Origin of the sequence: Pleomorphochaeta sp. (assembly GCF_050031695.1) — a bacterium.
Lineage (GTDB): Bacteria > Spirochaetota > Spirochaetia > Sphaerochaetales > Sphaerochaetaceae > Pleomorphochaeta.
Genome location: NZ_JBNAIC010000065.1, coordinates 21874 through 48828 on the forward strand (window position 1 = coordinate 21874; position 26955 = coordinate 48828).

General features: G+C 28.2%; 30 protein-coding genes. 13 read left to right on the top strand and 17 right to left on the bottom strand.

Translation table 11 applies throughout. The features are described 5' to 3' along the window. The first annotated feature begins 51 nt into the window (after positions 1-51). From ACPKM0_RS11570 to ACPKM0_RS11585, 4 genes are read left to right on the top strand one after another with little or no spacing between them, the layout of a single operon-like run. Positions 52-879, top strand: coding sequence for a transketolase (locus ACPKM0_RS11570; protein ID WP_472476126.1), 828 nt, complete (start codon positions 52-54; stop codon positions 877-879). Continuing rightward, positions 879-1823 carry a transketolase family protein gene (locus ACPKM0_RS11575; RefSeq protein WP_472476128.1) on the top strand — a complete coding sequence of 315 codons (945 nt, stop codon included), beginning with the start codon at positions 879-881 and terminating at the stop codon, positions 1821-1823. Before ACPKM0_RS11570 ends, ACPKM0_RS11575 begins: the two co-directional genes overlap by 1 nt. 58 nt (positions 1824-1881) lie before the next feature. Then, positions 1882-2607 (top strand): glycerophosphodiester phosphodiesterase, encoded by a 726-nt coding sequence (locus ACPKM0_RS11580; protein ID WP_472476130.1) that lies wholly within the window; start codon positions 1882-1884, stop codon positions 2605-2607. A gap of 4 nt (positions 2608-2611) precedes the next feature. Then, the gene (locus tag ACPKM0_RS11585; RefSeq protein ID WP_472476132.1) at positions 2612-3358 is read left to right on the top strand and encodes a DUF6062 family protein; all 747 of its coding nucleotides are present in this window, start codon (positions 2612-2614) and stop codon (positions 3356-3358) included. Positions 3359-3418: 60 nt separating this feature from the next. Here the strand turns inward: ACPKM0_RS11585 and ACPKM0_RS11590 are convergent, their stop codons facing one another. Beyond that, positions 3419-4606, bottom strand: coding sequence for a phosphopentomutase (locus ACPKM0_RS11590; RefSeq protein WP_472476133.1), 1188 nt, complete (start codon positions 4604-4606; stop codon positions 3419-3421). A gap of 145 nt (positions 4607-4751) precedes the next feature. Here ACPKM0_RS11590 and ACPKM0_RS11595 point away from each other — a divergent pair, with 145 nt between their 5' ends. Further along, positions 4752-5297 carry a GNAT family N-acetyltransferase gene (locus ACPKM0_RS11595; RefSeq protein ID WP_472476135.1) on the top strand — a complete coding sequence of 182 codons (546 nt, stop codon included), beginning with the start codon at positions 4752-4754 and terminating at the stop codon, positions 5295-5297. Here ACPKM0_RS11595 and ACPKM0_RS11600 read toward each other — a convergent pair. From ACPKM0_RS11600 to ACPKM0_RS11625, 6 genes are all read right to left on the bottom strand, one after another. Next, entirely contained in the window at positions 5294-6181 is an 888-nt protein-coding gene (locus ACPKM0_RS11600) for a cation diffusion facilitator family transporter (protein WP_472476137.1), read from the bottom strand. The two genes, ACPKM0_RS11595 and ACPKM0_RS11600, sit on opposite strands and share 4 nt — an antisense overlap. Positions 6182-6232: 51 nt before the next feature. After that, positions 6233-8032 (bottom strand): aspartate--tRNA ligase, encoded by a 1800-nt coding sequence (gene aspS / locus ACPKM0_RS11605; RefSeq protein ID WP_472476138.1) that lies wholly within the window; start codon positions 8030-8032, stop codon positions 6233-6235. Positions 8033-8213: 181 nt separating this feature from the next. Continuing rightward, the gene (locus ACPKM0_RS11610) at positions 8214-9116 is read right to left on the bottom strand and encodes a DUF4097 family beta strand repeat-containing protein (protein WP_472476140.1); all 903 of its coding nucleotides are present in this window, start codon (positions 9114-9116) and stop codon (positions 8214-8216) included. Beyond that, on the bottom strand, positions 9113-9484 hold the full coding sequence (locus ACPKM0_RS11615; RefSeq protein ID WP_472476142.1) for a PspC domain-containing protein: 372 nt from the start codon (positions 9482-9484) through the stop codon (positions 9113-9115). The genes ACPKM0_RS11610 and ACPKM0_RS11615 overlap by 4 nt, the downstream gene beginning before the upstream one ends. Then, complete coding sequence (locus tag ACPKM0_RS11620) at positions 9481-9840, bottom strand: hypothetical protein (protein WP_472476144.1); 360 nt, start codon at positions 9838-9840, stop codon at positions 9481-9483. Before ACPKM0_RS11620 ends, ACPKM0_RS11615 begins: the two co-directional genes overlap by 4 nt. 1 nt (position 9841) lies before the next feature. Then, the gene (locus tag ACPKM0_RS11625) at positions 9842-10483 is read right to left on the bottom strand and encodes a PspA/IM30 family protein (RefSeq protein WP_472476146.1); all 642 of its coding nucleotides are present in this window, start codon (positions 10481-10483) and stop codon (positions 9842-9844) included. A 231-nt stretch (positions 10484-10714) separates the two neighbouring features. On the opposite strand from ACPKM0_RS11625, the gene pspF reads away from it, so the two are divergent. Beyond that, complete coding sequence (pspF, locus tag ACPKM0_RS11630) at positions 10715-11743, top strand: phage shock protein operon transcriptional activator (RefSeq protein ID WP_472476147.1); 1029 nt, start codon at positions 10715-10717, stop codon at positions 11741-11743. A gap of 29 nt (positions 11744-11772) precedes the next feature. Here pspF and ACPKM0_RS11635 read toward each other — a convergent pair whose 3' ends face one another. Both ACPKM0_RS11635 and ACPKM0_RS11640 read right to left on the bottom strand, forming a co-directional pair. Then, the gene (locus ACPKM0_RS11635; RefSeq protein ID WP_472476148.1) at positions 11773-12000 is read right to left on the bottom strand and encodes a PspC domain-containing protein; all 228 of its coding nucleotides are present in this window, start codon (positions 11998-12000) and stop codon (positions 11773-11775) included. A 2-nt stretch (positions 12001-12002) separates the two neighbouring features. Next, entirely contained in the window at positions 12003-12671 is a 669-nt protein-coding gene (locus ACPKM0_RS11640; protein ID WP_472476150.1) for a PspA/IM30 family protein, read from the bottom strand. A 290-nt stretch (positions 12672-12961) separates the two neighbouring features. Here ACPKM0_RS11640 and rsmI point away from each other — a divergent pair, with 290 nt between their 5' ends. Further along, complete coding sequence (rsmI, locus tag ACPKM0_RS11645) at positions 12962-13666, top strand: 16S rRNA (cytidine(1402)-2'-O)-methyltransferase (protein WP_472476152.1); 705 nt, start codon at positions 12962-12964, stop codon at positions 13664-13666. Then, positions 13659-14471 (top strand): TrmH family RNA methyltransferase, encoded by an 813-nt coding sequence (locus ACPKM0_RS11650; RefSeq protein ID WP_472476154.1) that lies wholly within the window; start codon positions 13659-13661, stop codon positions 14469-14471. Before rsmI ends, ACPKM0_RS11650 begins: the two co-directional genes overlap by 8 nt. Here ACPKM0_RS11650 and ACPKM0_RS11655 read toward each other — a convergent pair. Beyond that, a complete protein-coding gene (locus ACPKM0_RS11655; RefSeq protein WP_472476156.1) occupies positions 14439-16451 on the bottom strand; it encodes a Lon protease family protein in 2013 nt (670 codons plus the stop codon). The genes ACPKM0_RS11650 and ACPKM0_RS11655 overlap by 33 nt on opposite strands. A gap of 54 nt (positions 16452-16505) precedes the next feature. On the opposite strand from ACPKM0_RS11655, the gene ACPKM0_RS11660 reads away from it, so the two are divergent. Genes ACPKM0_RS11660 through ACPKM0_RS11675 form a run of 4 tightly spaced genes read left to right on the top strand, consistent with a single transcriptional unit; the run spans position 16506 to position 19138 of the window. Then, entirely contained in the window at positions 16506-17258 is a 753-nt protein-coding gene (locus ACPKM0_RS11660) for a Nif3-like dinuclear metal center hexameric protein (RefSeq protein WP_472476158.1), read from the top strand. A gap of 11 nt (positions 17259-17269) precedes the next feature. Then, complete coding sequence (gene lspA, locus ACPKM0_RS11665; RefSeq protein WP_472476160.1) at positions 17270-17785, top strand: signal peptidase II; 516 nt, start codon at positions 17270-17272, stop codon at positions 17783-17785. Positions 17786-17826: 41 nt separating this feature from the next. Continuing rightward, entirely contained in the window at positions 17827-18105 is a 279-nt protein-coding gene (locus ACPKM0_RS11670) for a leader peptide processing enzyme (protein ID WP_472476162.1), read from the top strand. 4 nt (positions 18106-18109) lie between these two features. Then, positions 18110-19138 (top strand): hypothetical protein, encoded by a 1029-nt coding sequence (locus tag ACPKM0_RS11675; protein WP_472476163.1) that lies wholly within the window; start codon positions 18110-18112, stop codon positions 19136-19138. On the opposite strand, the gene ACPKM0_RS11680 is transcribed toward ACPKM0_RS11675, so the two are convergent. After that, a complete protein-coding gene (locus ACPKM0_RS11680) occupies positions 19131-19928 on the bottom strand; it encodes an alpha/beta hydrolase (protein WP_472476193.1) in 798 nt (265 codons plus the stop codon). The two genes, ACPKM0_RS11675 and ACPKM0_RS11680, sit on opposite strands and share 8 nt — an antisense overlap. Positions 19929-19936: 8 nt before the next feature. Further along, positions 19937-20200 (bottom strand): hypothetical protein, encoded by a 264-nt coding sequence (locus tag ACPKM0_RS11685; RefSeq protein WP_472476165.1) that lies wholly within the window; start codon positions 20198-20200, stop codon positions 19937-19939. Positions 20201-20375: 175 nt separating this feature from the next. On the opposite strand from ACPKM0_RS11685, the gene ACPKM0_RS11690 reads away from it, so the two are divergent. Then, complete coding sequence (locus tag ACPKM0_RS11690) at positions 20376-22538, top strand: DUF4954 family protein (RefSeq protein ID WP_472476167.1); 2163 nt, start codon at positions 20376-20378, stop codon at positions 22536-22538. 65 nt (positions 22539-22603) lie between these two features. Here ACPKM0_RS11690 and ACPKM0_RS11695 read toward each other — a convergent pair whose 3' ends face one another. The 5 genes from ACPKM0_RS11695 to accB all read right to left on the bottom strand — a co-directional run bounded on the left by ACPKM0_RS11695 (position 22604) and on the right by accB (position 26944). After that, the gene (locus ACPKM0_RS11695) at positions 22604-23377 is read right to left on the bottom strand and encodes an NYN domain-containing protein (protein WP_472476168.1); all 774 of its coding nucleotides are present in this window, start codon (positions 23375-23377) and stop codon (positions 22604-22606) included. A 118-nt stretch (positions 23378-23495) separates the two neighbouring features. Then, complete coding sequence (locus tag ACPKM0_RS11700) at positions 23496-24407, bottom strand: acetyl-CoA carboxylase carboxyltransferase subunit alpha (protein ID WP_472476169.1); 912 nt, start codon at positions 24405-24407, stop codon at positions 23496-23498. A gap of 1 nt (position 24408) precedes the next feature. Further along, positions 24409-25170, bottom strand: a complete 762-nt coding sequence (gene accD / locus ACPKM0_RS11705; RefSeq protein ID WP_472476195.1) for an acetyl-CoA carboxylase, carboxyltransferase subunit beta — start codon at positions 25168-25170, stop codon at positions 24409-24411. An 11-nt stretch (positions 25171-25181) separates the two neighbouring features. Continuing rightward, positions 25182-26498: an acetyl-CoA carboxylase biotin carboxylase subunit gene (locus ACPKM0_RS11710; protein WP_472476170.1), complete on the bottom strand. Its 1317-nt coding sequence runs from the start codon at positions 26496-26498 to the stop codon at positions 25182-25184. Beyond that, positions 26495-26944: an acetyl-CoA carboxylase biotin carboxyl carrier protein gene (accB, locus tag ACPKM0_RS11715; protein WP_472476172.1), complete on the bottom strand. Its 450-nt coding sequence runs from the start codon at positions 26942-26944 to the stop codon at positions 26495-26497. Before accB ends, ACPKM0_RS11710 begins: the two co-directional genes overlap by 4 nt. Between the last annotated feature and the right edge of the window lie 11 nt (positions 26945-26955).

Below are 26955 nucleotides of genomic sequence, written 5' to 3' on the forward strand. Positions count from 1 at the left end.
AAGTAATATATTATTAGGTGAAAATAAATAATAAAAAATTAGGAGAAAACCATGGACGTCAAAAGCCTAAAGCAAAAAGCTTTACAAATAAGAGAAATGACAATTAAAGAAATTGGTCATTTTGGTGCTGGTCATATTGGTGGTAGTATGTCAATCGTAGAATTATTGACATATTTATATTATCAAGAAATGAGAATAGATCCAAAAGATCCAAAAAAAGAAGACAGAGATAGATTTGTATGTTCTAAAGGGCATGCAGGACCTGCTGTATATGCAACTTTAGCAAGTAAAGGTTACTTTCCTGAAGATTGGTTATTAACTTTAAACCAAGGTGGTACAAAGTTACCAAGTCACTGTGATATGACAAAAACTCCTGGTGTTGATTTTACTGGTGGTTCTTTAGGACAAGGTTTCTCAGCTGCTGTTGGTATTGCATTAGGACAAAAAATTAAAAATATTGATGCAAAAACTTATGTAGTTATTGGGGACGGTGAAAGCCAAGAAGGTCAAATTTGGGAAGGTGCTGAAACAGCTGCTCAATGGAATCTTGGTAATTTAATAGCTTTTACTGACTTAAATAAATTACAATTAGATGGCTATACTGATGATGTTATGTCAATGGCTAATATTGATACTCGTTGGGTAGGCTTTAATTGGCATGTACAAAGAATTAATGGTCATAATTTTAATGAATTAGCACAAGCTATTGAAAGAGCAAAAGCTGCAACAGATAGACCATCAATGATTATTCTTGATACTGTTAAATCTTATGGTTTTATTCCTGGTGAAGGAATTACAGCAAACCATAGTATTGCTTATGATGAAACTGTAGCTGAAAAAGCTGTAGCTGAGCTTCGTGAAAGAGAAGGAGTAAACTAATGAGAGATACAAGTGATTTAAATAATATGCGTGATGCTGTTATGACAGCAATTAATGATTTAGCTGCTGAACATGAAGATATTGTAATGTTAGATGCAGACTTAGCTAGTTGTATTGGTTCTAAAAGTTTCCAAGATAAATTTCCAAATAGATTCTATAACTGTGGTATTGCTGAAGCAAATATGGTAGGTGTTGGAGCAGGACTTTCATCAATGGGTTTAACTCCTTTTGCACATACTTTCGGTTGTTTTGCTAGTAGAAGAACATTTGACCAATTTTTCTTATCAGTTGGTTATGCTAATCAAGTAATACATTTAGTAGGTTCAGATCCTGGTATTACAGCTCAATTAAATGGTGGAACTCATATGCCATTTGAAGATATTGCATTAATGAGACAAGTTCCAGGTGTTGTAATTATCGATCCATCTGATTCTCAAAGTATGTATGAATTAATAAGACAAGTATATGAAAACAATAAACCTTCTTATATCAGATCAGCAAGAAAAGGTATCACTCACAGATATCCTGTTGGAACTAAGATTGAATTAGGTAAAGGTATTGAATTAAGTAAAGGTGAGGATGTTGCTATTATTGCAACAGGACAAACTATGGTTGATGCAGCAAGTGGTGCATTAGATTTACTTAAAGCAAAAGGAATTGATGCAACTCTTGTTGATTTACATACAATTAGACCATTAGATACAGATTTAATTGATGAAGTAGCTTCAAGATGTAAAAAAGTTCTAGTATGTGAAAATGGTAGATACAGTGGTGGAGTTGGCGAAATGATTGCTGCTCACTTAGCAAAAACAAATCCTGTAAAAATGGATTTTGTTAATGTTGGTGAAAGATTTGGTGAAGTTGGAAAACTTGATTATTTAGCAAAAGCATTTGGCTTTACTGCTGAAAATATAGCTGCTAAAGCAGAAGCTTTAGTAAAATAAATAATTCTAGGGAGTTGAAACTTCAACTCCCTTGCTTTCTAAGGATGGTACCCCCCACATGAAGACTTATGCTCATAGAGGGTTTTCTGGATTGTATCCTGAAAATACAATGATTGCTTTTAAAAAAGCAGTTGAAGAATGTAAATGTGATGGAATAGAATTAGATGTTCATCTCTCAAAAGATGATGAATTAGTAATTATTCATGATGAGAAAGTTGATAGAACAACATCTGGAAAAGGATATGTAAAAGATAAGACTCTTGAAGAATTAAAAGAATTAAATGCTAATTATATGTTTAACAATTTAGCAGAAATTCAAAGGGTACCAACTTTTGATGAATATTGTGAATATATACAAGATAAAAATATAATAACCAATATCGAAATAAAGACTAATTTGATATATTATAAAGATATCGAAGAAAAAGTTATTAATAAATTAAAGAGATATAATCTATCAGATAGAGTTATTCTCTCTTCTTTTAATCATGGTTCTGCCGTTATTTCTAAAAAAATAAAAAAAGATATAAAGTGTGGTTTATTAGTAGAATCACCTGGAATAATTAATTCAGGATATTTTACAAAAATGTTAGGAATGGAATGTTATCATCCTGATATTAATTGCTTATCTGAAGAAATAGTTAATGAATGTAAAAAATATGAAATAGAAGTAAATACATGGACTGTTAATACAATGAAAAACTTAATTAATTGCATTAATTGGGGTGTTGATGGTTTAATTACAAATTATCCTAATGTTGTTAAGTCTTGTATTAATGGATAAATAAATGGGAAAAATAAAGTATAAGTTAGAAACGATTCCAGTTTGGGATGCTTTAGAAAAAAATGATGAATGTTTTTTATGTTCATTAATGAAAGAAGCTGAAAAACATAGTGTTGATTTTTATTTAGGTTCTTCTGTAATGAATCCAGAAACTAGAGTTATGGTTAATGAACACGGATTTTGTCACCATCATTTTCAAATGTTGAGTGATGCTAATAAAGCTCAAGGATTAGCATTGATTTGTGATACTTATTTATCTCAAAGTTTAGTTAAGTTTAAAAAATCATTTGATTTATTATTAAATGCAAAACCTGGAAGAAAAGCTAATAATGCTGTTAAACAATTTAGTAATGATTTAGAAAAAAGAGAAAGTGGTTGTTTAATTTGTTCCCAAATGCAAAAACGTTTAGATAGATATATCTATACGATAATATATATGGCTCATAATGAAAAAGATTTTAGAAAAGCTTTAGCTGAAGGCAAAGGATTTTGTTTACATCATTTTAATGAATTAATAAATAAATCAAATGATGTTCTAGGAGCTAAAGATGGAGCTGACTTTATAAAATATATTACAGAAATAGAATTAAATAATTTAGATAGAATTTCTAAAGATGTTCTTTGGTTAACTCAAAAATATAAAAGTGAAAATAAAGATAAACCTTTTAATGGGTGTGAAGACGCACATAAAAGAACAGTAAGTAAAATGGTTGGAGATTATAGAATAAAAGACCCAATAAAAAAACACTAAAGTAAAACTTTGATATTGTATCTGTTCTCTTCAGTGCTTTTTAATTAGTTAAATTTATTTTTATTCAAGTTTGTCTAAAATAGATTTACCAATAGTTTCTTTTGGCATTTTTACATTAAAATTGTCTGCAATTGTACAACCAATAACAGCAAATGTATCATAAACTTCTATTTGTTTTCCCTCTGTTATTGATGGAGAGTAAGCTAAGAAAGGTACATATTCTCTTGTATGATCACTTCCAGAATATGTTGGATCATTACCATGGTCTGCTGTTATTATGATTAAATCATCATCATTTATTTCTTCTAATAATTCACCTAGTTTAACATCAAATCTTTCGATTTCTTGAGCATAGCCTTCAGGGTTTCTTCTATGACCCCATAAAGCATCAAAATCAACTAAGTTAGTAAAACATAATCCAGTAAAATCTCTTTTTGCTATTTCTATGGTTTGTTCCATTCCATGAACTGAACTTTTTGATTTATTTGATTCTGTTAGTCCTTCGCCATCGAAAATATCATATATTTTACCAACTGATATAACATCATAATTATTTTCTTTTAAAGCATTTAAAGCTGTTGGTCCATTTGGTTTTAGTGCATAGTCATGTCTGTTTGCAGTTCTTTTAAATTCGCCTTTCTTTTTCCCTAAATAAGGTCTTGCAATGACTCTTCCTACTTTCCACTCATCTCTAAGAGTTAATTCTCTTGCTATTTCACAACAACGATATAATTCTTTTAAATCAAAAGTTTCTTCATTACCACATATTTGAAGTACTGAATCAGCTGATGTATATACAATCATATTACCTGTAGCAATTTCTTCTTCAGCAAGTTCATCTAGAATAATAGTTCCACTTGAGCTTTTATTACCAATTACTTTGTGGCCAGTTCTTTTTTCTAATTCTTCAATTAATTCTTTAGGAAAACCTGTTTCTGTAAAGGTTTGAAAAGGTTTTGTAATATGTAAGCCCATCATTTCCCAGTGTCCGGTCATTGTGTCTTTTCCAACACTTCTTTCAGCAAGTTTTGTATAAATAGCAGTAGGATTTTCAACGCTTTTTACTTGTTTAAGAGGACATAGATTTGCTAATCCTAATTTTTGTAAATTAGGAATATTGAAGGATTCAACGCTTTGAGAAATGTGTCCTAATGTATTTACATTTACATCTCCATATTTATTTGAATCGGGCATAGCACCAACACCCATAGAGTCTATAACAATTGTGAAGATTCTTTTATATTTCATTTTTTTCTCCTTCCATGTAATTTTATGAATTAATTGATTATCTAGAACAATGAATATTTACATTTTATTATATTTATATGTTAATAATACTTATATTTTGCAATACTAGCAAATAAAAAATTAATCATATAGGACATTTGTCACAATGCATAGTAAAAACAATGAAATTAGATTAGAACAACCAAATCTTATATTTGCAAAAGCTTTATTAGATTACCATAAAAGAAATAAAACCTTTTTAGAGCCTTTTGTTCCGAGTCGTGCTATTGATTTCTTTAGTTTAGATTTTCAAGAAAAAGTTCTTGAACAAAATATTCAGAATTGGAGTTTAAATACCGGTTATTGTTTTTATATTTTTGATAATATAGAAAATAAAATAATTGGAATGGTTAATATTTCTAATATTATTAGAGGAGTATTTCAATCTTGTTTTTTAGGTTACTCCTTAGATAAAGATTATTTAAATAAAGGATATATGTCTTTTGCTGTAAGTAAGGTTGTTGATTTTGCTTTTAATGAGTTAAAATTACATCGTATAGAAGCAAATGTTATGCCTAAAAATATTGCTTCGCTCTCAGTCTTAAAAAGGAATAATTTTATAGAGGAAGGCTATGCAAAGGAGTATTTGTTAATAAACGGTAAATGGGAAGATCATGTGCATATGGTCTTAATAAATAAAAATTATAATTAATTCTCTTTATATGGATTCACATGAACCATGCAATGTTTTACATTAGGTATTTTGTTTTCGATATTATGATGAACTTTTGCAGCAATTTTATGAGCATCTTCTAATCGTAAATTTCCATCTACAGAGATTTCAACATCTACATAGCTTTTATTTCCAAATTGACGAGTTTTTAATAAATCAATATCTTTTACACCATTAACTTCCATAACTTCTTTTCGAATATTATCTAATATTTTTGATGGAAGAGCTGTATCGACCATTTTATTTATTCCATCAATAAATATATCGTATGCGGCTTTTAATATAAAAATACAAATAACTAATGTAGCGATTGGATCTAAAATAGGAAAACCATTAATCGCTCCAATTATTCCAATTAATGACCCTACAGAGGAGAGAGCATCTGATCTATGGTGCCAAGCATCTGCCATTAGAGCTCCACTATTGATTTTTTTTGCACCAAACCTTGTATACCAATACATAGATTCTTTTGTAATTATTGAAGTTAATGCAGCAATTAATGCAATAGTTGTAGGTAGTTGAGCATTTAAATAACTTTTTTCAAGGATTTTTGTTAATCCACTATATCCAATTCCTAACCCAGTTATTGCTAATATTATAGATAATAGTACAGCAGTAACGCTTTCAAATCTTTCATGACCATATTGATGGTGATTGTCAGCAGCTTTGCTAGATACTTTGATTCCTATAATGACAATTATAGTAGAAAAAACATCAGATAAAGAATGTATAGAGTCACTAACTAAAGCTTCACTATGTCCAAAAATACCTGCTAAAAATTTAAAAATAGATAAAAGTAGATTTGCTATAATACTTGTTGTGCTAATGTGTTTAACTGTTTTCTCTTCAATTGTTTTTGCCATTTTTGATACGCTTTTTATAAAAGGGGTATCAAAATGATACCCCTAATTTTATTATTTATCTTTTTTTTCAGGATATACAACTTTTAAATGTAAATCATTTAATTGATTTTCATCTACATAAGATGGAGAATCATCCATTGGAGATGTAGCTGCAGTATTTTTAGGGAAAGCAATTACTTCTTTTATAGATGTTTCTTCAGCCATGATCATTACCATTCTATCTATTCCAGGAGCTATTCCACCATGAGGAGGAGCACCATATTTGAAAGCTTCTAATAAGAATCCAAATTTTTGTTGTGCTTCTTCTTCGCTGAAATTACAAATTTTAAATATTTGTTTTTGTAATTCAACATCATGAATACGAATAGATCCAGAAGCTACTTCATAACCATTTAATACTAAATCGTATAAATCACCTTTAACTTCACCAGGGTTTTCTTCTAGAGAATCAAGATATTCTGCTTGTGGCATACTGAACATATGGTGAGCAGCTTCCCAGTGATTTTCATCTTCATTAAATTCAAATAATGGGAAATCTACAATCCAGCAGAATTTAAATCCAGGTTGAATTAAATTTAAATCTTTACCTAATTTGGATCTTACAGCTCCTAAGCTTGTACAACATTTTGTCCAAGTTTTATGAGCAACCATTAATATTAAGTCTCCTTCATTTGCACCAAAAGTAGAAATTACTTCCTCTTCCATTCCAACAAAGAATTTTGATACACCACCAGAAAGAGCATTATTAGCACCAACTTTCATCCAAGCTAAACCTGATGCACCATATGTTCTTGCTGTATCTTGTAAAGCATCAATATATTTTCTAGTAAAATTAACACCTTCTGTCTTTGGTGCACAAAGACCTTTTATAGATCCACCATCATTTATGATGTCTTTAAAAGTTGCAAAAGAAGAATTGCTTGCTAATTTATTTGCATCTTGTAATTTAAGTTCAAAACGTAAATCGGGTTTATCATTACCATATGTATTCATACTATCTTGATAAGAAAGTCTAATAAATTCTTTTGGTAAATCAATATTCATTACTTGTTTAAATACATAGTTAAATAAATCTTCCATCAAAAGTAATACATCATCTCTTTTTACAAAGCTCATTTCTAAGTCAAGTTGAGTGAATTCTAATTGTCTATCACCTCTAGCATCTTCGTCTCTATAACAACGGGCAATTTGGAAATATTTGTCAAATCCTCCAACCATTAATATTTGTTTAAAGAGTTGAGGGCTTTGTGGGAGAGCAAAGAATTTACCAGGGTAAAATCTTGAAGGGACTAAGAAGTCTCTTGCACCTTCTGGTGTACTTTTAATTAGAGTAGGTGTTTCTATTTCATAGAAATCTGTTTTATATAGATATTCTCTAATAGCTTTTACAAATTCATGTCTTAATTTTATTCTTTTTTGCATTCCTGAAGATCTTAAATCTAAATATCTATATTTTAATCTTAAATCTTCATTAGCTTCAGTTTCTTCATCAATCATAAATGGAAGAGGTAAACATTTATTTAGAATTTCAATTTTATCAGCTTTTACTTCGATTTCACCTGTTACCATATTGGTATTAATCATATTATCTGGGCGTTCTCTTACTAATCCAACAACTGAAATACAAAATTCCATTCTTAATTTTGCTGCTGTTTCTTGAAGTTCTTTACTAGCGTCATCATCAACAACAACTTGAGTTATTCCATATCTATCTCTTAAGTTAATAAAGTGAAGGGCTCCATGATTTCTATCTCTATGTACCCAACCATTTAAAACAACAGTTTTTCCTGCATCTGCTTTGGTTAAACTACCACAATTTGTAGTCCTTTGTGCGAAAGCTTCTTCTGACATATTTTTTCCTTTACTTAAGTAATTAAATTCATTTGATATTATCATTAAATATGATAAAAAACAACTTATATAATACTATAACATATTATTGAGAATGGAAATAAAAAAAGTTGTATACTTAGATATTTTATAATTTTAAGTTATAAAATAAATGTATACAACTAATCTTAGAATAAGTATTTTATTTAGTATTTATATCTACTTCACCAGAAATTGTATCAATATTAACTATAATTCCATTTTGTGTTGAAAAGTCACCTTCATATTCATTTTCATTAATTGAAATAGTTCCAGTTACGGTTTCTGCAGAATATTTATATTCTTGTTCTTTTAATATTAAATCAAGATCACCTGAAACTGTACCTAAATTAATTTCATTATTAATATCTAGATAATCAAGTTCAACATCTGAAGAAGTTACATTTAAATCTAATTTGTCTGCTATAATTGAATCAACATAGATTTCTCCACTTATACTTGCAAATTCTACATCCTCAGCAGTTATGTTATATATTTCGAGGTTTCCACTTGTTGAATTTATTTCAATATTTTTTGCATTTATTTCTTCAATGTTTATTTTTCCTGATAATGTATTAATTAATAAAGAATCATCTATTTTAAGATTTAATAAACTAATATCACCACTTGTAGAATTAATATTAATATTAGGTAAAGACAAATCATTAAAAGAATCTATATTACCACTTACGCTTTCAATATTAATATCTTCATAATAATTGATTGGTAGATAAATCGAAATAGTAGGTTTTTCATTCTCAAAAGCAAAATTTATAAAAGAATTACTTTTTTTTTCTTTAATAGTTACACTATCTTTTGAATTATCATTTATCTCTAAGGTTCCTTTCTCTTTTGTGCTATATATTATATTTACTTTATCTATATTATCATCAACCCAGATATTAATATTTGCTGTTATCGCTTCAATTGTTATTTCTTTGTTTATGTCAATGCTAACTTCTTTTACTTCTCTTTTAGAAAACTTAGCTGTAGAAAAAGCTATCATTAAGAAAACTAAAATAATTAGCATCATTATTTTATTGGCTTTTGTATCTTTTATTTTCATTTGTCTTCGTGAAACCTTTGATCCCAATCTTTTTCTTTGTCAAACATATCATTTTCCATTGTTTCTACTTTCTTTTTTAAATCTTCATATTCTTTTCTCAATTCATCAGTTGTTTTGTCAAAGTAAGGATCATCTTTATCTTCATTATCTTTATAATAATAATTTGTTGATTCATTTTCTGCAGGGATTATTATTGCTAAAATTAAGTAAATAACAGCTCCTGGGAAAAAGCCAGTAAAAAGAACTATCAAGAATGTTAATGTTTGAAAGGTCTTAATATCTAATTCGGCCCATCTAGCTATTCCTGCACATACTCCAAAAATACGAGCATATCTATTTGATCTTCTAATTAATCTTATATCTTTCATTCTTTCTCTTTTCCTTTATTATTTTCATTCTCGGATTCCATAATAACTTCTAAATTATTAATTCGAGTCATTAAATCATCAATACCTTCTTTTAAATCGGCTCTTTCTTTGTTTCTCTCTTCTTTTATATTTGTGTTAAAAATTGGATCGTAATCATCTTTATAATCATGTTTTCTTCTTTTTTTATCACTATGTTTAGATTTGAAATTACTATAAGTTCCAGGTTTGTATCCTTTTCTCATTTCTTCCATTCGAAGAGCGGCATTTATTTTATCTCTTTCTTTTTTTCTGTTGTAATCAAGATAAGATGAAAAAGCTACAAAGGAAAAAACAATTGCTACTATTAATACTGCCATATTACTTCTCCATTTTACTTCTTAATTCAGCTAATTCTTTTTCGATATCGTCCATGCCTTCTAGATCTTTGAACTTTTTATCTAAATCATCATAATTATTATCTAGGTCATTCATAGCTTCCATTCTGTTTATTTTATCTTCCATAAAATCAAAATTTGTATTTCTGCTTTTATTTAATAAATCTTTAGCTCGTTGTTCTTCTTCAGCTTTTCTTGTTCTTTCTTTCATTAGTTTATATTTGTTTTTTACACTAACTAATTTATCTTCTAATTTAGAAATCTTATCTTTAGAATCGGTAACTAGTTTTTGATAATTTACTAAAGCTTCTTTTTCTTTTTCTAATGTTGAAGATATTTTTTTCTTTTCTAATAAAGCTTCTTTTGCTAAATCTTCTCTGTTTTTTTCTATAGCTAGCATTGCTCTACTTTGCCAACGGCTAATTGTAGATTGGATATCTGCTATTTTCTTTTCAGTTCTTTTTTCATCGGCCATTGTGGCTGCACAGGATGTTTTTAATTCAATTAAAGTGTCTTCCATTTCACTAATCATTAATTTGATCATTTTTTCTGGATCTTCTGCTTTATCTAGTATTGAATTAATATTTGCATTTACTATATCAACAAATCTTGAAAATACACTCATATTATTTCTCCTATTATTTTTAAGGGTTATTTATTCTGAAAATAATATTGCAATTATTGTGCCAAAAAAAACATTTTTTTTTTATTTGTATATAATTGCTTGTACTATAAGAATTTATATAATATATATCTTGTAAGTGAAGTTTAAATTAAGGCAGTGTTAAAATTTTTATTTACAAGAGAATTGTATAAATACTAAAATATGGTAAAATTCACCATGAAGGAGAGATTTATGTATTCTGATTATCAACTGGAAAAACCTCTTGGTGAGAGTGATATTTTTCTTAAATTTCAAAGGCAATTGAGCAAAGCTGCAAAAGTAAATAGAAGTGTTTTGGTTATTGGAGAAAGAGGAAGTGGTAAAGAGTTAGCAGCTCAAAGATTACACTATTTATCTCCTAGATGGGAAAATTCTCTAATCACTGTAAATTGTGCAGCACTTCCTCCATCATTAATTGAAACTGAATTATTTGGACATGAAAGTGGAGCCTTTACTGGAGCTCAAAAAGCAAGAAAAGGTAGGTTTGAAGAAGCAGAAGGTGGAACTTTGTTTTTGGATGAAATAGGGTTGATACCTTTAGAAGTACAAGAAAAAATCTTAAGAGTAGTTGAATATGGTACTTTTGAAAGAGTAGGTTCTTCAAAGTCTCATAAAGTTGATGTAAGAATTATTGGTGCTACAAATTCTGATTTAAAAAAACTTTGTAAGGAAGGTAAATTTAAAGAAGATTTATTAGATCGTTTATCTTTTGAAGTTTTATTTCTTCCACCTTTAAGAACTCGTAAAACAGATATCATTTTATTAGCTAATTATTTTGCAAATAAAATGAGTTTAGAATGTGATTTTAATAAAATGCCTGAATTTAGCGAGGAAGTAATAGAAAAGTTATTAAGATATAATTGGCCAGGTAATGTTAGAGAATTGAAAAATGTAGTAGAAAGAGCTGTTTATAGATCAAATTCAGATTTAATAAATGATATTGTTTTAGATCCTTTTAAAAATCCTTTTCAAGTTGATGATGAAAAAGATGAAAGTGAAGAATTTAAAGAAGAAAAACAAGAATCTATTGAAAATAATAATTTAGAAGAAAATAATCTTGTTTTGAAGGACTATATGATAAATAAACAAAACTTTGATCTTCAATATTTAAAGCAAGCATTAATTGAAGCTAATAATAATCAAAGGCAAGCAGCTGATTTGTTAGGACTATCTTATGATCAACTCAGAGGTCTTTATAGAAAATTTAAACATTTATTATAAAAAAAGAGAGCCGAAGCTCTCTTTTAAAATTAATAACTTGTTGGTAAAAATACAGCCATTAATAAATATATGATTCCTATTGGAGCAAATCCTGAACAGATAAAAGTTAAAATAGTTAAAAATCTTATAAGACCAACACTGATACCTGTGTAATTAGCTAATCCTTCGCAAACTCCAAAAATTAATCCATTTTTACTTCTGTATAATTTTCGGCGTTGCCTTTTTCTATAATAATGATGTTCTTCATCGTAATACATGATTATTTATCTTCCTTTTTTGTTTTCTTCTTTAAATTAGTTTTTAACTTTTCTAATTCTGCATCAATTTCATTGTCAATTTCCATCTTTTCAAATTCATCAAATGAAGAATTGTGACTTAAATTCACTTCGTTTTCCATTTGTTCAATCTTTGCTTCAAGTTCATTAAATTTATCACCTATTTCAAAACTTTCTGAAACTTTTAGTGTTGTTTCAACTCTTTTTTTATCTTTTGCTGCTTGAGCTCTTCTAATTAAAGATGATTGTTTATCTTTTATTTCTTTTAGTTTAGTAGATAATTGAGCTACAGATTCATCGTCACTCATTAATAAACTATCGTAGCTTTTTAATTCATCAACTATTTGGTTTATTCTTTCTTCGCATTGTCTTTTTTCATTTAATGCTTCTCTTGCTAAATCATCTTTTCCTTTTTCAACTGCTAATTGAGCTCTGCTTTCCCATCTCAAAATACGTTCTTTTAAATCTTTTACATCTTTTTCTAGAATGAGCTTTTCTCTTTGGTGGGATGTTTTTGTTCTCTTTACATTAGCTAAAGTTTCTTCTAAATCATTTATCATTAGTTTTATCATTTTTTCAGGATTTTCTAGTGAATCTAATGCGCTGTTTACATTTGAACTTACAATGTTTTTAAATCTTTTTAAGGTTTTCATAATTCCCTTCCTTTATTATATATTTTTATATTGTTTTTAATTTGTAAAAATACTAATGCATTTACTGTGCCAAAATTTATAATTATCTAATATTTTCTAAAAAACGCTTAATAAAGCTTATTAAATGTTAAGTGTATTTAAATAAAATATATGGTAAATGGTATTTTTTACCAAATTAAATATTTTGATAGGAAAAATACAAAATTGTAAATTTAAATTATAAGGGTTTGTTTATTGTTTTCTTTATTTAACTATTGTAAAGTGTAATTGAATATTATTTTGGAGAATTTATGGCAACATTATACATAGTAGCAACCCCAATCGGTAATTTAGAAGATATAACTTTAAGAGCATTAAATATATTAAAAAGTGTAGATATTATAGCTTGTGAAGATACTAGACATACACAAAAATTATTAAATAAATATGAAATACGTAAAAGATTAATTGCGACTCATGCTCATAATGAAAAAGAATCAGCTAATGGTATAGTAAGTTTGTTAGATCAAGGAAATGATATAGCATTTGTAAGTGATGCTGGTACTCCTGCTATTAGTGATCCTGGTGCTAGGTTAGTTTCTAAAGTAAGGCAAGAAGGATACGATGTAGTAGCAATCCCTGGCGCTAGTGCGATTATTACATTAATTAGTATTTCAGGTTATGTTGGAAAAACTTTCACTTTTGAAGGATTTTTGCCAATAAAAAAAGGAAAAAGAAATACTAGGTTAACACAATTAATTGAAAGAGATGAGGCTTTTGTAATTTATGAATCTCCTTATAGAGTTTTAAAGACATTAAAAGAAATTGCAAGTATTGATGAAACTAGAGTAGTAGTTGTAGCTAGAGAATTAACAAAAGCACATGAAGAAGTGTTAAGAAATAATATTGTTGAAATAATTAATGATTTTGAAAGTCGAGCTGCTATAAAAGGTGAATTTGCAATATGTGTTTGTCCTTCAAAAGCAAGTGAGGAATTTTTAGAAAAAAATGATTAGTATTAAAAAATTATATTCTTTAAAAGAAAGAACTCAAGTTAGAAAGTGTTCAGCTATTTTTCATCAAGCTATAACTACTGATTTTACCAAAGATTATTTAATTGATGTTTTTAATGTTTTGTATAGTGAAAAAAGTAAAAAAGTATTATCTTCAGAGCATTATATAAAATTAGATAAATTGAAGAATAAATTACTAAATAATGATAATGATAATGATTATGTCCTTTATGAAGATATTTCACAATTATTACTAAGTGCTTTAGGGAGTGAACCTTCTGATTGGGATTTTTATACTGATAAAGGTGATTTAGACCAAGAAAAAAGGATTGTTTATAATCATAATTTAATTATTGATAGGATAAGAGCCCCATTTAATATTGGATCAATTTTTAGAAGCGCAGACTCATTTGGTATAAATAGTATTACTATGGTTGAAGGTAGTGCTGATATTAATCATCCGCGTTGCTTAAGAAGTGCAAGGGGAACTGTAAGTACTGTAAATAATATTGAAATGGATGAAGATAAATTAATATCTAAGTTAATTAAGGAAAATGCTAAAGTTTTTGCTCTAGAACTTGGGGGTACAGAAATTGAGAATTTTGAATTCCCTGAAAATGGTTATGCCGTTATTGGTAGTGAAGAATTTGGGGTAAGTCCAAAGTTATTAAAATATTGCGATTCTTCTTTAGGTAGAGTATCAATACCCTTAGTGGGAACTAAGGGTTCGATAAATGTAAGTGTTGCAACTGGAATTATGTTACAATATTGGTTATCAAGTTCTAGAAGAACTAATCATCTTAAATAGTTCTTTTAAAGAATCATCAATTTCTCTATTTAATGTATCAATAGGGAAGTTGCCTTTTTGATTTCTTTCTCCAATTGCTCTATTTGTTAATATTTGCATACCTTCATCAATGTTTTTAACTGAATAAATATGGAATTTCTTATTTTTTATTGCTTCTTCAACTTCATATGATAAAATTAGATTTTTAACATTTTGAACAGGGATAATTACACCTTGTCTACCTGTTAATCCAAGTTTTTTACATGCATTGTAAAAACCTTCTATTTTTTCATTTATACCGCCAACTGGTTGAATTATACCCATTTGATTTACACTACCGGTAACAGCAATATCTTGTCGTATTGGAATTTCAGAGATAGCAGAAAGAAGCGCATATAACTCAGAAGAAGATGCACTATCACCATCAATCTCAGCATATGATTGTTCAAAGCATATTCCAGCATATATAGATAAAGGAAAAGTCCTAGCATAGTGTTTTCTCAAATATCCTTCTAAAATTAATAAACCCTTGTCATGAATTTCTCCAGAGAGCCCTGCTTCATGTTCAATGTTTACAATGCCTTCACTTCCTGGTGCTACAGTAGCTGTAATTACAGTTGGAAGACCAAACGAAGCTGATCCCCTATCAATTACTGCTAAACCGTTAACTATACCAACTTTTGATCCAGTTAAAGAAATAATCATCTCGCCACGTTCTATCTCTTGATTAATTTTGCTTTCAATTAATGAAACAGTGTAATCTCTTTCTTCTAATGCTTTTCTTATTGCTTGTTCATCAATAATAGTTTTGTTTTGTTTTTGAGCCCACCAATTCGCTTCAACTAATAAATCTGTTAATTGAGAGAATTGAGTAGTTAATTCATTTCTATGTTCACAAAACCATGCACTATATCTAATAATTGCTTTTTTCCCAAATTCATCGAGAGGTAAAGTTTTATTATTTTTAATAAACTTTTCTAAATAAGATAAAGTAAATGATATATTAGTTTCATTTAGATCCATTGCATAATCGAATTGTGCAGAAACTTTGAAGTGTTTTAAAAATTGTTCATCAAGTTCGCTTAATTTATTATATAAATCTTCATTACCTATTAATACTACTTTTAATGGTACTTTTGGTACTTCAGCTCTAATATTTTTAGCTTTTAAAATACCTTTTTGAGAATAGTTTTCATTTTTTAATCTAAGTTTATTTGAGTCTAAATACTTTTTAAGAGCATCCCAGAGCCCCTCAACTTGTAATAATTCTTGTGCATATAAAACTAATATACCACCACATGATTCTAAAATAGATCCAGCTTTTATTCTTTGATAAGGTAGTAAATCTTCTTTAGTGTCATCAATTGCTCCAAAAAGTGTTATAAAGGAGGGGTGATTTTCAATTACAAAGGGTCTAGTTTTTTTAAATTGACTATCAATAACTAAATTAATATTATAGCGTTTTGTTATATCTTTATTAGTTTCTATTGTAATAGATTTTAAATCTTTTTTAATTAATGATAAATGTTCTAAAATTCTAATATCTTCAAAGTTCTTTTCTATATTGTTTATATCATTAATTGCAATTTGAATAGCATTATCTCTATTATTACTTAAATTTTCTTTTAAGTTTTTATTAAATATTTCAAGTTCATTTTTATATTTATTACCTAAGCCTCTTTCTAATACTAGCGCTTTAGGATTATCACTGTTAACAAAGTTATGAATATATGCAATATCCTTTATTTTTGAGATATCATTTTCTTGTGTAGATGCTACAGCTTGAACTGCTGATAATCTACCTGTTCCACTATCCCCTGAAATGAATACATTATAACCCCATCTATCAACATTTAATCCCATTTCAAGAGCTTTTATAGCTCTTGGTTGTCCAATAATTTCATCTTCATTTAATTTTATTGAATCCATAGGTAGTTCTTTAATAGAGAAACTTGCTTCATCAAAAGATAATTCTTTAATTTTTATTTTATGTTCTGCCATGAGAAAAATATAAAATGGTGGTAAAACACTGTCAACTCTATTATAATGATTTTTATGAAACGAGATGAAATTATTTTAAAATTAGATCAATATTTAGATATAGCAAGTTATAAATCTATAGATCCGTCCTTAAATGGGTTACAAGTAGGTGGTGAAAATAGAGATATAACTATTATTGGATTCGCAGTTGATGCTTGTTTAGAAACAATTGAGAAAGCTGTTGAAGATAAAATTGATATTCTTATTGTACATCATGGACTTTATTGGGGCTCTCCTATAGCTATTACTGATAATTTTTATAAAAAAATTAAACTTTTAATTAATAATAATATTGATTTATATGCAGCTCATTTACCTTTAGATGCTCATATGAAAGTTGGAAATAATAAAGCAATAGCTGCTGCTTTGAATTTAACTAATATTGATAATTCAATTGAATATAAAGGGTATAAACTTGGTGTTATAGGTGAACTTAAAGAAAGTTTAACTATTGATGAAATTTCTTCAATTTTGGAGTTTTCAAACCCTATAAAATTAGACTTTAGTAAAAAAAGTATAAAGAAAGTTGCTATTGTCAGTGGTGAAGGGGCACATGATGTTCATCAAGCAAAAGAATTAGGTTGTGATTTATTAATTACAGGTGAACCTAGGCATAGTGAATATCATTATTGTAAAGAAGAAAATATTTCTATGCTTTGTGGTGGCCATTATGAAACAGAAACTTTTGGAATTAAAGCATTAGCCGTAGAATTGAGTAAGAAATTTAAGCTTTTGATTAAGTATATAGATGCTCCAACAGGATTATAAGGTATAACAAGATGAAAAGATATAGGCATATGATATTATCCGTTATAATTATTTTTATAGATCAACTTACAAAAAATTTTGTTGTTGCTAATATTGAAATAAATACTATTGGTTATTCAATATTTAATGATTTTTTGAGAATAATTCATGTTAGAAATAATGCAGTAGCATTTTCTTTAGGTCATAATTTGGACTTTCCGATTAGGTTAGTTCTCTTTATTATAGTTCCAATATTAGTGATATTTTACATTTTTTATTTAATGTATTATGAAAAAGAAATAAAAATCACAAATTTCCAAAGGTGGCTTTTTGCAGGTTTTATTGGTGGCGGTTTAGGTAATTTATATGATAGAATTTTTAGAGGTTTTCAAGTTGTTGACTTCATGAGCAATAAAGTTTATGGCTTATTTGGGTTAGATAGATGGCCTACTTGGAATATAGCTGATGCAAGCGTTGTGATTTGTGGCGTTTTGATGATTTTAAGTATAATTTATGGCTATTTTAAAAATAAAGATCAATTAGATTGAAAATAATATATTAATTTTATAAATTTATAGTAGAGGAAGTTATGAGCAAACAGTCAAATACAATTATATTTATGTTAGTTGCAACATTAGTTAATATTATATTAATGATAGCAATATTTATTATTATTTTTATTTTAGCAAATTTACTTTTTGATTTAAATGGAAATCTTGGTATTGTTGTTTTAGGAGTCGCTTTTGTAGCAGCTATAGGTGGAAGTATATTCATTTATTCAAAATTAATTAATTGGGCTGTTGAAAAGTTCAAATTAGAAGATAAATTAGTTCCTATGTTTAGTAAGAAAGGTAGAAGGAAAAAATAAAACAATGATTCTTCAATCTTTAAAAAATTTTAATAATTTAAGTTGGTACCCTTTTACTGAAGATCCTATATTAGAGGCTAATATTAGAACTCCAAGGTTATGTGATCCAACTTTTATATTACCAAAAGAATCACCTGATAATAGGTGGCATCTTTTTGCGCATAATTGGATTGGAATTCAACATTATGTAAGTAATAATGGTCTAGATTGGGAATCAAAAAAAATGATTGAATTAAGAGGCCATTCTCCATTTATTTTTTATAATAAAGGATTGTGGTATCTAATTTATGAAAAACATGATTCAACTCCAGATACCTTAGATTGGCATGAATTTAATTCGAAGAATAGACTTTCAAGAAGTAGAATAGAAATATGTCATACTGAAGATATGGAAAATTTTAGTAAGTCACAATTATTGTTTGACAGTCTTAATGTTCCTTTTGCAAATGATTTACTTAAGAAGCCACGGCTTTCAAGACCTCAATTGTTTTATGATGAACAAGAAGGTTATAAATTATTCTTTGGTGCATCTCATATTTTAATGAAGGATACAAGACAAAAAGCTACTCTCTATTTCTCAATGGCTAAATCAAAATCATTATTAGGCCCTTATGAAGTTGTAAACAATAATGCTCCATTAATAATGCCTGAAGCTGATGATAAGGATAGAAATTTAGCAGTAGGTAGTATAAGAGTAATTCCAATAAAAGACGGTGGTTATATAGCTCTAGAGTGTGCTTTTGGTTGGGATGAAAAAAATTGTAAAAGTATAAGTAAATTAATTCAATTAGAAAGTGAAGACGGTCATACTTGGATAACTTCTAAGCGTTCTCCTTTGTTAACTTTACCCAATGCAGGATGGGCTTCACGTTATATTACGAGTTGTGATATTAGATATACAGATGAAGAATATTGTTTTTATTGTTATTTTTCAGCTAATGCTAAAAGAAAATTGGGACCTTTTTCTTATATACAAGAATCATTAGGCTTGTTATTAGGAAAAGATCCAAATCCAAGAAAAGTTTTTAACTAATTACTGTAACTGTTCCCTTTTTCTTCTTTCGTGCATTTTTTCTTTCTTCATTAATTTCTTTTTTCATTGTTTTTTCAGTCATTAATTTTATTTTAGAAAGTTTTTTACCGGAGACAAATTGTAGTACTGCACATTCTGCTTCTTCATTACCTTTTGCAATTGGGTAATTTATAAAGCTATGGTAAGCTTTTTTTATTTCAAGGTATTTTACTGGAGAATCCGCAGATGCAAGAGCATCAGCATATAACATAGCATCATCTCTTAATGGGTCTATTTCTGCACTAATAATTAATGTTTGAGGAAGACGTGAATGATCTTTAGCTAAAAGAGGTGAAAAGTTTGGGTTTAATATATCTTTTGCTTCGTTTTTGTATTGATCAATAAAAAAACTAATTTCTGATTTACTAATTGTTGGAGTAGTAGCATATTTTTCATAACTATTTGTTCTCATTCTTGCATCTGTTAAGGGATAAAGTAATATTTGTCCTGCTATTTTAGGACCTTTTCTATCTCTTGCTAATCTTGAAACTCCTGCACAAAGATTTCCACCCTCAGAATCACCCATTATAAAGATTCTATCAGGGTCGACTCTCCAATATCTAGCTCCTGCGTAGGCCCATTTTAATGTGCTATAACAATCTTCAAGAGCTGTTGGGAACTTAAATCTAGGTGCTAATCTATAATCAACAGAAAGAATTCTTGATTTTGTAACTTCCGCTATTCTTGAACAATAGTAAGAATATAGTTCCATATTCCCCCAAATCCAGCCACCACCATGGAAAAATATAATTAATGGTGTTAATCCACCTTTGTTAGCACTATTTTCTTTTTCAAATAAGAACCTGTAACAGCTCCTCCCTCAACAGGGATAATAAATGTTTTTTTAGAAACATTTTTGGTATGTTTTTTTAAAGATCTTTTTAGCCAACAATTTTTCGGTAAACTGTCATCATTTAATTGATCTATCTTTTGTTGTGTTAACGAATTTAAATCATTAATATTAATGTTTTTCTTTATTATATTAATTAATTTCATTAACTTTTTATCATTATTATCACTCATAATGAATATATTACTTCAACTAGTATGGTAAGGCAAGTATAGAATATTAAATAAAAATTTGATAATTATGTTTTTTATGTATATCTAAAGTCTTTTTAGTTTATTACTATAGCATTTTGTATAAATTTTTAAGCAGATATTGCAATTATTAAAAAAACAATTATACTTTTAAAATATGAACAAGGTGAAATTAATTAAGAATAAAGAATTGGGTGAATGTTTTGTAGATCAAAAATTTATTGAAGAAGGAAATGACGAATTTTACTATAGAAATAAAAAAGTCATTCAAAAACCTTGGAGAAATTTAACTGAATCTGAGATAATTTTATTAAAAGGTAATAGTAATCTTTCTTCTAATTGGGAAAAAGTCTTAGTTTGTGATCCTTTTTATCCTGATTTAGTTCACCGTTCTAGTTTTTACGGATTAGTAAGAATTGGTAAAATGGAAAAAGGAATATTACAATTCCACGATTTTGTTTTAAATCAAGGTATTTATGATAGTATTATTATTTCTAGTGATATTGGAGATAATTGTGCAATAAATAAATGTCATTATATAAGTCATTACATTATAAGAGATAGAGTAATGCTTCATCAAATAGATGAACTTCAAACAACTAATCATGCAAAGTTTGGTGTTGGTATTGTTAAAGAAGGTGAAGATGAAAGTGTTAGGGTCTCTATAGATATAATGAATGAAGCAGGAGGTAGAAGGGTCTATCCTTTTAAAAAAATGACTTGTGCTGATGCTTATTTATGGGGTAGTTATAGAGCTGATTTAGAATTAATGGCAAAGTTCGATCAATTTACAAAAAATACTATTAGTAATAAACGTGGATGGTATGGAATTATTGAATCTGATTGCGTTTTAAAAAGTTGTAGAATAATAAAAGATGTATATTTTGGTAATAGTGCTTATGTAAAAGGTGCAAATAAATTAAAGAATTTAACAATTCAATCTAGTGATATTATGCCATCCCAAATCGGAGAAGGTGTTGAATTAGTAAATGGTATTGTTGGAGAAGATTGTCATATTTTCTATGGTTGTAAAGCTGTAAGATTTATTATGATGGATCATTCATTCTTAAAATATGGTGCTAGATTAATTAATTCAATCTTAGGAGAAAATTCAACTATAAGTTGTTGTGAAGTATTAAATAATTTAGTTTTTCCAGCTCATGAACAACATCATAACAATTCTTTTTTAATAGCTTCTAATATTCAAGGTTTATCTAATATGGCAGCTGGTGCTACTATTGGATCAAATCATAATAGTCGTGGAGCTGATGGTGAAATAGTTGCAAAAAGAGGGTTTTGGCCAGCTCTTTCTAGTACTTTAAAACATAATTGTATGTTTGCTGAATACACATTAATTGCTAAAGGTAATTATCCAAGTGAATTAAATTTATCTTTTCCTTTTTCTTTGCTTAGTAGTGAAAATAATGTAAGACAAGTTATGCCTGCTTATTGGTGGATGTATAATTTATATGCTTTAGAAAGAAATAGTTATAAAGTAAAAAATAGGGATAAGAGAAAGAAAATTAAACAAATAATTGAGAGTAATTATTTGGCACCTGATACAGCATTAGCAATAAAAAAGGCAAGACAAGAATTAAGACTTTTAGTTGGTAAAGCTTATGATAATACAGAACAAGATGAAAAAAAATTGATTAAAATAGGTTCAAAATTATTGAATTCGGACAAATCAATTGTAAATTCTTTAAATGTAGTTAGTACAACAATTGAGCATTCAAATATACCTGTTAAAATATTAAAACCTTATGAAGCTTACCATTCATACAAAGAAATGCTAATTTATTATGGTGCAAAAGAAGTTTCTGCTTGGTGTTTTGATAACAAGAAAACTTTAACTGAATTACAAAAAGAAATAGAGAGTAATTTAGATCCTTGGACAAATATAGGTGGTCAAATTGTTAGAGAAGATAGCGTTGATAAGTTGAGAGCTGATATTAGAAAAGGAAAAATTAATAGTTGGGAAGAAATTCATGAAATCTATAAAGAGTGGAATATTTCTTATGCTGATGAGAAAGTTGCTAATGCTATAGGTATCTTAAAATATAGTATGAAAGTAGATTATATAGATGATATAACTTGGAATAAAATAGCAAAACAAGCTAAAGCTACTAGAGAGTATATTGAAAATCAAGTTTATATAACTAGAGTGAAAGATTATAATAACGAATTTAGATCTATAACATATAGAAATAATGAGGAAAGAGATATTGTTTTAGGTGCAGTTGAAGAAAATTCATTTATAAATGAAAGTAAAAATATAACTAAAGATTTATTTACTAAATTAGATTATGTTAAAAAATAGGAATTTAGTAACTTACTATTTATAAATTTAAAACCTCATAAGATATTTACTTACGAGGTTTTATTTTACAAAACAATATTATCTTTTTTCTTATTCTTGTTTTTTACATAGACAATTTGTGCGCCATTTCTTCCTTTATCAACTCTTCTTGTTTCAACCGTATTTATGGATTCTAAGAAAGCGGTCATTTTAGAAAAACCATAGTTTCTAACATCAAATTCAGGAAATCTTTTTACTAGAATTGAACCTAAAGTCCCAACGTTTAACCAGCCACTTTCATCACTAGCTTCATTTACAATTGTTTTTATGGCTTTAATTAATGGTTGAATTTCAGAAATATGGTTTAGTTGTTGAGTTTTAATTAACTCTTGATTATCTCCTGGGCAATTATCTTCGTTTTGAGCAGCACACAATAGTTTATCTAAGAATTTAAATTTATCACATGCAGAAATAAAAGCTTTTGGCGTTTTACTTTCTCCCATTCCAATAATGGTTTTTCCCGCTTCTCTTAATCTTGAAGCAAGTCTAGTAAAATCACTATCAGATGAAATTAGGCAAAACCCATCTACTCCTGAAGTGTAAAGAATATCCATTGCGTCGATAATCATAGAGCTGTCAGTAGCATTCTTTCCTTTCGTATAACTAAATTGTTGAATAGGGTTTATAGAATATTCTAATAATACTTTTTTCCATTTTGAATCGCCTTTTGTCCAATCTCCATAAATTCTTTTATATGTAGCAATCCCTTCTTTAGAAATCTCATCAAATATTATATTTATATATTTAGAGCTAATATTATCTGAGTCTATTAAAACAGCAAATTTTTTTTCTAATTCCATAATTATCCCTTTTTTTGTTTGTTTAATTATAATAATAAACTATAAATCTAAATATTTCTATTTAAAAACAAAAAAGGTTTAACACTTTTGTGTTAAACCTATAATAGCAAAAAATTGATTAATTAGCTTTTTGAAGAACTTTTAATAAAGGTTCTGACCAAGATTTTTGCTCTTTACTTGCGCCAATACTTCTAATTTTCTTTAATCTATATCTTACTAAACTTTTTGGATTTTTTTTGGTAAGTGAAGATAAATCTTTAATTATTGTTTTTTTAATTTCATTCGCACTAAAACTTGGATCTTTGTGAGCGCCTTCTTTATCTTCTTTTATAACACCATTAATAATTCCCATTTCTAATAAATCATAAGCAGTCATTTTCATGATGTTTGCAGCTTCTTCTGCTTTTGTAGGGTCTTTCATTAAAATAGAAGCGAAACCTTCTGGTGTTATAACAGAATATACTGCATTTTCTAATAGATATAATTTATCTCCAACACCAATTCCTAATGCTCCACCACTACCACCTTCACCGATTATAAAACTTATGATAGGAACGCTTAATGTTGCAAATTCCTTTAAATTTTTTGCAATTGCTTCACCAATTCCCCTTTCTTCTGAGCCTAAACCTGGATAAGCTCCAGGGGTATCTATAAAACTTATGATTGGACGATTAAACCTTTCTGCTTGTTTTGCTAGTCTTAAGGCTTTTCTATATCCTTCAGGATGGCTCATTCCATAATTAACATCGATATTTTCTTTTAAATTAGATCCTTTTCTGTTGCCTATAATAGTAACAGGGATGTTGTTAATAGTACCTATTCCACCTAACATGGCTTTATCATCACCAAAGACTCTATCACCAGCTAAAGGCATAAAATCATCACAAATCAATTTTATATAATCTTCAACACCAGGTCTATTAATATTTCTTGATAGTTTTACACATTCCCAAGGAGTTCTTTTTGTTGAAGCATATTTATCAACTCTTGAAAGACGTTCTTTCATTTCTTTTAATTCAATATTACTCATTTTAATTAACCTTATGTGTTTTAATTAAGAAAGAAAGAGTTTCTTTTATTTTTTTTCTTTCTACAATCGAATCTACAAAACCATGTTCTTTCTGGAACTCGGCTGTTTGGAAACCTTTTGGAAGTTTTTCTCCAATAGTTCCTTGTATAACTCTTGGACCAGCAAATCCTATTAATGCTCCAGGTTCACTTAAAATTACATCACCAAGCATTGCAAAAGAAGCACTAACTCCTCCTGTGGTTGGATGAGTTAATACAACAAATAATGGAACTTGACACTTATTCATTAATGCTACAGCAGCGCTAGTCTTTGCCATTTGCATTAATGAAAAAATACCTTCTTGCATTCTAGCTCCACCACTAGCACTGAATATAATAACTGGAGTATTGTTTAAAGCACCTTCTATCATTATTTTAGTTATTTTTTCTCCAACAAGAGCTCCCATTGAGCCACCCATAAAGTCAAAACACATCAAACAAAGATAAGCTTCTTCATTATTTATTTTCGCTTTTCCTGTTACAACTGCATCATTTAAATTTGATTTAGATTTGTGAGATTTTAGTTTTTCTTCATATCCTTCTATTTCTAAAGGGTTACTTGAAATTAAATCACCATCAATTTCTTCAAATGTATTTTCATCACAAATAAGTTTTATTCTATCTGCACATTTCATTCTAAAATGATAATTGCAAGAAGGACATACTGATAAATTTTCACTTATTGTTTTATCTTTATATTCTTCGTGACAATTTGGACATTGTATTAAATTTCCCATTATAGTTCCTTTTCTATTTCTTGATATAATGATGTATCAAATTTTCCACTAACAAATTTTTTGTTTTTTAATATTTTAACAATGACATCTTTGTTTGTTTTGATACCTTCTATTTCAAGTTCACTTAAACATGCGAGCATTGTTTTAATGCTTTCTTGTCTGTTTTGAGTATATACAATTATCTTAGCTAATAATGAATCATAAAAAGGAGAGACTGTAAAACCACTATAGATATGAGTATCGACTCTTACACTTGGACCAAGCGGTGGATTAAATTTATTTATTTTACCACAAGATAAAGCATTAATTCTTACTTCCATAGAATGATTGTTTAATGAAGGGGAAGATAACATGTTATTTGATGTTTTTCCTGAACTTATTAATATCATTTCTTTAATTATATCTATTGAAGAAACAAATTCACTTACAGGATGTTCAACTTGTACTCTAGCATTTACCTCCATAAAATAGCATTTATTCTTTTCTAATAAAAATTCAATTGTTCCTGCACCTTTATATTCAATCATTTTAAATAATTTAATAGATGCTTCTTTTAATTGTTCTCTTAATTCCTCTGTAACAACATTTGATGGACTTTCTTCAATAAGTTTTTGATGGTTTTTTTGTACAGAGCAATCTCTTTCACCTAAAAACACTACATTTTTTCCATCAGATAGTAACTGAATTTCTATATGTCTAGGAGCAGTTAAAAATTTTTCAACATGTATAGCAGGATTTGCAAAGAATTTATTTGCTTCTTCTTTTGCAATGGTAAAATTTTTCTCTAAGTCATTTTCATTGTAAATAACTCTCATACCTTTTCCACCTCCACCAAGAGATGCTTTCAAGATAATTGGATATCCTATATCTTCTGCTATAGCTTTTAATTCTTCTACACTGTCAATTTCTTTAAAACTACCAGGAGTTACATCAAGGCCTGCTTTTTTTGCTAAAATTCTTGCTTCAACCTTATTCCCTAAGAGATTAATTGTGTCTTTATTTGGACCAATAAAGATTAACCCACTGTTTTCAACAGCTTCTGCAAACAAAGAACTTTCGCTTAAAAAGCCAACACCAGGATGAATTGCGTCACAGTGAGTATATAATGCAGCACTTATTAAATTATTTATATTTAAGTAGCTTTCATTAGCTTTTGCACTTCCAATACATATTTTTTCATCAGCTAACTGAGTCCAAAGACCATCTTTGTCTGCTAAAGAATAAACACTTACACTTTTGATAGACATGGCTTTTAATGCTCTGATAATTCTAACAGCAATTTCACCTCTATTCGCAATTAAAACTTTTTTTATCATAAAACCTCAACTTTAAATAAAGGTTGATCAAATTCAACTAAATCACCACTATTTACTAAAATTTCAACAATCTTACATTCAGTTTCACTTTCAAGCTCATTCATCATTTTCATTGCTTCTAAAATACATAGGGTTTGACCTTTTTTAGCAGTTTCTCCTTCTTCTATAAATACTTTAGCATCAGGAGATGGGGCTCGATAAAAAGTCCCAACAATTGGAGATTTAATTATTTTTATAGATCCTTCAACTTTAGTTTCTGTAGAAGCCTTATTTTCAGCTATGTTTTCTGTAGGTATGTTATCTATTGCATCTTTCTGAGTGGGGGAATGAATTGTTGTGTTAGTTTTTCGACATTTGATTTGAAAATCTCTATAGCTTATTTCAAGCTCTTCTAAATTACTGCTTTCAAAGCATTTAATGATTTTCTCATATTCTAAATTATCCATATTTTTTCCTC

Excerpts from the sequence above, each read along its gene's own strand:
- ACPKM0_RS11570 (WP_472476126.1), top strand. The coding sequence starts at position 52 with ATGGACGTCAAAAGCCTAAAGCAAAAAGCTTTACAAATAAGAGAAATG.
- ACPKM0_RS11575 (WP_472476128.1), top strand. The coding sequence starts at position 879 with ATGAGAGATACAAGTGATTTAAATAATATGCGTGATGCTGTTATGACA.
- ACPKM0_RS11580 (WP_472476130.1), top strand. The coding sequence starts at position 1,882 with ATGAAGACTTATGCTCATAGAGGGTTTTCTGGATTGTATCCTGAAAAT.
- ACPKM0_RS11585 (WP_472476132.1), top strand. The coding sequence starts at position 2,612 with ATGGGAAAAATAAAGTATAAGTTAGAAACGATTCCAGTTTGGGATGCT.
- ACPKM0_RS11590 (WP_472476133.1), bottom strand. The coding sequence starts at position 4,606 with ATGAAATATAAAAGAATCTTCACAATTGTTATAGACTCTATGGGTGTT.
- ACPKM0_RS11595 (WP_472476135.1), top strand. The coding sequence starts at position 4,752 with ATGCATAGTAAAAACAATGAAATTAGATTAGAACAACCAAATCTTATA.
- ACPKM0_RS11600 (WP_472476137.1), bottom strand. The coding sequence starts at position 6,181 with ATGGCAAAAACAATTGAAGAGAAAACAGTTAAACACATTAGCACAACA.
- aspS (WP_472476138.1), bottom strand. The coding sequence starts at position 8,032 with ATGTCAGAAGAAGCTTTCGCACAAAGGACTACAAATTGTGGTAGTTTA.
- ACPKM0_RS11610 (WP_472476140.1), bottom strand. The coding sequence starts at position 9,116 with ATGAAAATAAAAGATACAAAAGCCAATAAAATAATGATGCTAATTATT.
- ACPKM0_RS11615 (WP_472476142.1), bottom strand. The coding sequence starts at position 9,484 with ATGAAAGATATAAGATTAATTAGAAGATCAAATAGATATGCTCGTATT.
- ACPKM0_RS11620 (WP_472476144.1), bottom strand. The coding sequence starts at position 9,840 with ATGGCAGTATTAATAGTAGCAATTGTTTTTTCCTTTGTAGCTTTTTCA.
- ACPKM0_RS11625 (WP_472476146.1), bottom strand. The coding sequence starts at position 10,483 with ATGAGTGTATTTTCAAGATTTGTTGATATAGTAAATGCAAATATTAAT.
- pspF (WP_472476147.1), top strand. The coding sequence starts at position 10,715 with ATGTATTCTGATTATCAACTGGAAAAACCTCTTGGTGAGAGTGATATT.
- ACPKM0_RS11635 (WP_472476148.1), bottom strand. The coding sequence starts at position 12,000 with ATGTATTACGATGAAGAACATCATTATTATAGAAAAAGGCAACGCCGA.
- ACPKM0_RS11640 (WP_472476150.1), bottom strand. The coding sequence starts at position 12,671 with ATGAAAACCTTAAAAAGATTTAAAAACATTGTAAGTTCAAATGTAAAC.
- rsmI (WP_472476152.1), top strand. The coding sequence starts at position 12,962 with ATGGCAACATTATACATAGTAGCAACCCCAATCGGTAATTTAGAAGAT.
- ACPKM0_RS11650 (WP_472476154.1), top strand. The coding sequence starts at position 13,659 with ATGATTAGTATTAAAAAATTATATTCTTTAAAAGAAAGAACTCAAGTT.
- ACPKM0_RS11655 (WP_472476156.1), bottom strand. The coding sequence starts at position 16,451 with ATGGCAGAACATAAAATAAAAATTAAAGAATTATCTTTTGATGAAGCA.
- ACPKM0_RS11660 (WP_472476158.1), top strand. The coding sequence starts at position 16,506 with ATGAAACGAGATGAAATTATTTTAAAATTAGATCAATATTTAGATATA.
- lspA (WP_472476160.1), top strand. The coding sequence starts at position 17,270 with ATGAAAAGATATAGGCATATGATATTATCCGTTATAATTATTTTTATA.
- ACPKM0_RS11670 (WP_472476162.1), top strand. The coding sequence starts at position 17,827 with ATGAGCAAACAGTCAAATACAATTATATTTATGTTAGTTGCAACATTA.
- ACPKM0_RS11675 (WP_472476163.1), top strand. The coding sequence starts at position 18,110 with ATGATTCTTCAATCTTTAAAAAATTTTAATAATTTAAGTTGGTACCCT.
- ACPKM0_RS11685 (WP_472476165.1), bottom strand. The coding sequence starts at position 20,200 with ATGAGTGATAATAATGATAAAAAGTTAATGAAATTAATTAATATAATA.
- ACPKM0_RS11690 (WP_472476167.1), top strand. The coding sequence starts at position 20,376 with ATGAACAAGGTGAAATTAATTAAGAATAAAGAATTGGGTGAATGTTTT.
- ACPKM0_RS11695 (WP_472476168.1), bottom strand. The coding sequence starts at position 23,377 with ATGGAATTAGAAAAAAAATTTGCTGTTTTAATAGACTCAGATAATATT.
- ACPKM0_RS11700 (WP_472476169.1), bottom strand. The coding sequence starts at position 24,407 with ATGAGTAATATTGAATTAAAAGAAATGAAAGAACGTCTTTCAAGAGTT.
- ACPKM0_RS11710 (WP_472476170.1), bottom strand. The coding sequence starts at position 26,498 with ATGATAAAAAAAGTTTTAATTGCGAATAGAGGTGAAATTGCTGTTAGA.
- accB (WP_472476172.1), bottom strand. The coding sequence starts at position 26,944 with ATGGATAATTTAGAATATGAGAAAATCATTAAATGCTTTGAAAGCAGT.